The following is a 5332-nucleotide window of genomic DNA, read 5'->3' as shown; positions in this document are numbered from 1 at the left end:
TTCATAATAACTAAATTTACCTCCACTCACTTAAAAAAAAGTGATTATTATTTTACATATGCTGCTTTTAATATTATGACGCAAATATATTTTTTTTGATACTCTTCGTATGATTTCTTAATGATTTTTAAATAAATAATACGAATGTCTCTCATCCCACAAACAGCAAATAGGAAAGCCATCCTTTTCTATAATACCTACCTATAAACCAAGTGACAAGTATAATAATATAAACAACCCCTTTTTATTTATTTAATTTAGACGGATATGTTCTCACTTTATGTTTATATTCTTGGGTTAATTTATAAAATTCATTTTTATTTACCTTGTTAAATTTGTGATTCCATTTAAACATATTTATAAGCATTGAAAAAGTTGGTTTATAATTTGCTTTTTCTATCTTTAATAATTGCTTAACATACCTAAATAGAATACGTTTCAATCTGATAAGATAAGGTGTATCTAGAAATATAATACAACCCGAACTTTCAAAACTTTTTATCACCCATCTTTTTGTACTGGTCCCTTCTAAAATCCATGCATCACTTTTAACGATTGCTTCTAACCTCTTAACTATCTCTTTATCTGATCTTCTGCTATCTCCCGTTGAATGCCTTTCGAAAATGATATTGTCTATCTCGTAATATGGGATGCTCAGTTCCTTTGAGAGTTTCTTTGCTAAAGTTGTTTTTCCACTACCTACAGAACCAATGATATGTATTCTTCTTTTTGAGCCCAATCTGAAACTCCTCCAATAACTAAATCATTTTCTATATAGAGAATGTATTCTAATATACTCCTTATAGTTAACTGACACTTTATTTCCTTCTTTTTCTTTAATGTTTTTCGGTATTTTAGTTAACAAAAAATGAAACCACTATATCTATCGACGTAGAAATCAGGATCAACAAAAAAGTACGGTCTATAATCATTTGACTCCTACTCCTACTATCTGAGTGGTCTAAAAATAATCTAATCTCTTCATATGTCATCCATGTGACTCCGAGCACAACAATAAGTGAAATTAAGGATATATCTGATGTGAATGGAGTTTTAAAAAAATAGTTGATTGTTAATGGAATAAATAAAAGCAAAGATAATCCTTTTAGTACATACTTTTTTCCCATGTGCTGCCTCCTAATTATTTTTTTATTCTGACTCTTAGAATTTCAATTAAAGTAAGTACTATAGCGGTATATAATCCTGCACCAATGAAGTCTTTATTTATTATCCACTCTATTGAAATACCAATAAAACTAGTAACTACCATTAGTAGTATGACATTCGCATACGGGTGCTTTTCTGTAAATTCTTTATATTTATTACTCATAATTCCACCTCTAACTTATATAGTTGCTTCGTTTTGTATTTAGTTGCAAAAATTTTCAGCTATAAGTTCCCAGCTTAGATATTAATGCTTGCAGTGCTTACTGTTTTAATATCCTACACTAACTGGATCGTCTTCATCACATTCGATTAAAATGACTTAAAGAAATAAAGTTATTTTAATAGTTGAGTTGTAAATACTTTTCCATATATTTGGAAAAAAGAGTGGTGTTTGCATAGAGAAGAACTCCTAAAAGTAGTATCACTTCTGTTTCTACTTTTGATAGAATTAGAATCAAAAGTAGAGAAATAAAGATGTCTATAATTCCACTCAAAACAGCTAAAAGTTTAAATGTAGTCTGTTTTTCTTTAGCTAAATCGTTAATTTGGTATGAGTCAATAGGCGCTATAGTAAAATAGCTTACGAAAGTAGAGGTATATCTACCCAATAAAATATTAAGTATACCCATCAATTTACCTAAAATAAGTATTGATAAAAAAGTAGTAGCTATATAATTCCTCAAAAAAACCCCTCTATTCATTAGTTTATAAAGTTTATCAATTATTAAATGCACAGGATTAATTATATTCATTAGTCTTCTGAATCTGATTTCAGCTGGAGATAATAACTTTTTTAGTTGTTTTTCATTATGATATCTCCGATAGCTAATCTTCACACGGACTAATTCATAATCCTATTATCTATTTAATTTACTAAAACTAAAAGAACGCAGCGGTTTACGTAGTAGCAACCAGTGGTTGCTACTACGTAAACCAATAGGTGCATTACTTTTCAAGTGAAGTTAGAGATAATGAACGTAACAAATTAAGGGGGGGCTGGAAGTTATTATTCTATTAAATAGGAAATGATTATCAGTGTTATGTGTTAATTTATATCTTTAATATAAAAGTAAATCAAAATACAGGAGCTCTCAAAAAAGTTACAGTACACACTTATCATTATTCATATAGAGCCGTTGGATGGAAAGTAAATAACTAAGTATTGATCTTGTATAAAAATAGAGTGTTAATATGTCTAAACCTTCTTCTTTAAACGTAACACCGATGGATAACTCAACTAAGTACAACCCTGTAGGAAGTGCTCATACGACAATGTATACTCAAGAAACTGTTCTAACTGTTAAAGAAGGCTAATACATTCCTGCAACGGGGTTATGAAAAAAAGTTCAATAATATAAATTATAAAGGAGATTTTGCAGATAATGAATTATATTTTATTTCTAGTCGTTTTTTTCATTTTTTTGTATGGTGTATTTTCCATATTTCTTTTTATTCATAATCGTATAAATAAAAAGAAATAGTAAACTACTTGCCAAAAGAAACAACTAAGTCTATTACCTGTCATAATCTAAAATGAGAACCTATATGTGGCTAGAGAAAATATAGATGAAGTGTCTAAGCTAAAGTTAAATAGGGATTTACTGATTTCGACTTCATTAATCACAATACAACGTTCCGTAATCTTCTCGTTGCTGTAGCCTAATATTTCCACCAGTATAGCTACTTCTTTAATTTTCTTGTAATGTGATAACCAAACGTTTTCCGCAGTGTATGTTTATCTATATTGTCTCTCCCTAAAAAGTTTATGTATTTATGATTAATTGAAACTTTAAATCACTCTTAACCTAACTTGGTACTTTCATCTAAAATATTATGACAAGAAAAGAGGTTTTAACTAGTATGTTTTACCGAATTTCGAATCCTATTTTAAAAAAAGATTATTTACTTATACTCAAAATTTTAAAAGACTATTCTGATAAAATTGCTATAGTTTACTATCCTTCAGTAGAAAATAAGAACGATATGGAAATAAGAACGGCATTAATGAATTTTTATCTTGAAACTGATTGGATGAAAAAATGGCCTAGAACGATCAATAGCAAAAAAGCTAGAGTCGATTTTTATGCTTACAATCATTCAAGTTATACTTTATTAAAAAAATCTCGTTCTCTCATTAATATAAATCAAGAACAAACTATTGATGTATTTTTTTTGTTGAATAATAGATGTGTATTTTATTCTGTTATTCATGAAGATATCTATGTTGTAACAGATCCCAAACTAGCAGAAGCTTTTCGGATAGCAGGTTATCCATTACTTAAGATACCTGCTTCAAGCTCAAAATTTTTCTGAGATATAGAAAACAGAGAAAACGTATACAATAATATTTTACTTAGTTTGAAAAAAAGCATACAATAAGAAAGTAACATCTTTAAAAAATGAGGAGGAAATGATTTATGATGAAAGAAAATTCTTTTGTGTTTCACAATGGTGTTGAGATCCCAAATATCGGTTTTGGCACTTGGCAAATCCCAAATGAGGAAGCTTACGATGCCGTAACAATGGCTCTTAAAAATGGCTATACTCATATTGATACAGCATTAGCTTACCAAAATGAAGAAAATGTTGGAAAAGCTATCAAAGATTTTGATTTACCACGTGAAGAAATCTTTATCACTAGTAAATTACCCGCTCAAATTAAAGGTTACGATGAAACTTTAGAGGCTTTCAACACAACTATTACAAACTTAGGTGTGGATTACTTAGACCTTTATCTTATTCATGCTCCATGGCCTTGGGATGAAAAAGGTGCTGACTACACTGAAGAAAATATTCAATCTTGGAAAGCAATGGAAAAATTATACAATGATGGAAAGATTCGCACTATCGGAGTTTCTAATTTTTCTGTGTCAGATATTCAAGCTCTTATCGATGCTTGTGACATCGTACCGATGGCTAATCAAATTCCGTTCTACGTTGGACATGATCAAGAGGACCTTCTTGCTTTTTGTAAAGAACACAACATTGTAGTAGAAGCTTATTCACCGCTAGCAACTGGTCAAACATTGAACAGCCCAAAAATTAAAGAAATGGCAGAAAAATATGGTGTGACTCCTGCACAATTATGTATCCGTTATTGTTTAGAGCGTGAAACATTGCCACTTCCTAAATCAACACATGAAGAACGAATCGTTGAAAATAGTCAATTAGATTTCACTATTTCTCCAGAAGACGTGAAAAAATTGGACGCTGTTGAAGATGTCCGTAAATAATCTTTTATAAACTACTAAAAGACCTGAGAGAATTATCTCAGGTCTTTTTTCATTAAATTAAATTAGTTTTTTCTAATTTTTTTATTTTCTTATTCTTATAATTATGCTACGCTAATTTTATTAAGTTGTTCGAAAAATAGGTTCTGTGTCCTTATTTCTTACTGCTTTATAAAAAACGAGATAAGGATACGGATTAAAAAAATCATAACCTGTTTCTTTATTTATAAGGAGATTATTATGCTATCATCTTTTTCAAAAAATATTCAAACAACGTTAGTCACTTCTTTTTTTAGTAGTTTAGTTTATGCTTGTACAATTCCTTACTTGATTATCTATTTAGCAGGCATATTCAGTAAGGAAACAATCGGAGTCTTAGTTATGATAAATGTAGTTTCCTCATTTTTGGCTGGAATCATTGGCGGCTACTTAGCAGATAACTTTCAGCGAAAAAAAATCTTATTGATCTTTCAAAACTTATATGGAATATCTTTATTTATTGTCGCGCTAAATTTTGCGAATATTCTGCCACAAAATTTTTGGTTGATTTCAGGTTATCTTATTTGTGGTATAACTTATAATTTGTATTATTCAGCTTTTGATGCGGTATTGCTTGACTCTACTGTTCCAAATGAACGTAAAAAAGTGTATCAGCTACAGTATTGGACATTCAATTTATCAATGGCCTTAGGCGCTTCAATTGGTGGATTCCTATTTAAACATTACTTAGTCTACTTATTTTTAGGAGCAGCTCTTTTACAATTCCTAATGTCTGCTTTTATGCAAAGAAACCTTGATTATAAAAATAATGTTTCTAGCACAAAGGGAAAAACAATTTTTCATGATCTGTTTACCAATTATTATATTGCTGCTAAAGACAAACGGTGGGTTATTTTAATTTTAGGGATTGCTCTTTATAGCGCTGCAGAATTTTC

General features: G+C 29.7%; 7 protein-coding genes. 4 read left to right on the top strand and 3 right to left on the bottom strand.

Features of this window, described 5'->3' with window-relative positions; genetic code table 11:
• Positions 1–244 precede the first annotated feature (244 nt).
• The 3 genes from ABS911_RS14020 to ABS911_RS14010 form a co-directional block, all read right to left on the bottom strand.
• Complete coding sequence (locus ABS911_RS14020; RefSeq protein ID WP_350468070.1) at positions 245–739, bottom strand: AAA family ATPase; 495 nt, start codon at positions 737–739, stop codon at positions 245–247.
• A 402-nt stretch (positions 740–1141) separates the two neighbouring features.
• The gene (locus tag ABS911_RS14015) at positions 1142–1330 is read right to left on the bottom strand and encodes a hypothetical protein (RefSeq protein WP_350468069.1); all 189 of its coding nucleotides are present in this window, start codon (positions 1328–1330) and stop codon (positions 1142–1144) included.
• A 175-nt stretch (positions 1331–1505) separates the two neighbouring features.
• Positions 1506–1850, bottom strand: coding sequence for a hypothetical protein (locus ABS911_RS14010; protein ID WP_350468068.1), 345 nt, complete (start codon positions 1848–1850; stop codon positions 1506–1508).
• Positions 1851–2358: 508 nt separating this feature from the next.
• On the opposite strand from ABS911_RS14010, the gene ABS911_RS14005 reads away from it, so the two are divergent.
• From ABS911_RS14005 to ABS911_RS13985, 4 genes are all read left to right on the top strand, one after another.
• A complete protein-coding gene (locus ABS911_RS14005) occupies positions 2359–2481 on the top strand; it encodes a hypothetical protein (protein WP_350452818.1) in 123 nt (40 codons plus the stop codon).
• A gap of 546 nt (positions 2482–3027) precedes the next feature.
• Positions 3028–3480 (top strand): hypothetical protein, encoded by a 453-nt coding sequence (locus tag ABS911_RS13995; RefSeq protein ID WP_350468067.1) that lies wholly within the window; start codon positions 3028–3030, stop codon positions 3478–3480.
• A gap of 104 nt (positions 3481–3584) precedes the next feature.
• Positions 3585–4400, top strand: a complete 816-nt coding sequence (locus tag ABS911_RS13990; protein WP_034538403.1) for an aldo/keto reductase — start codon at positions 3585–3587, stop codon at positions 4398–4400.
• Between the two features lie 237 nt (positions 4401–4637).
• A partial coding sequence (locus ABS911_RS13985) for an MFS transporter (protein WP_350468066.1) occupies positions 4638–5332 on the top strand: 695 nt, incomplete at its 3' end.

The sequence above is a fragment of the Carnobacterium sp. genome (assembly GCF_040274425.1).
This window is presented reverse-complemented; position numbering and strand designations above follow the sequence as displayed.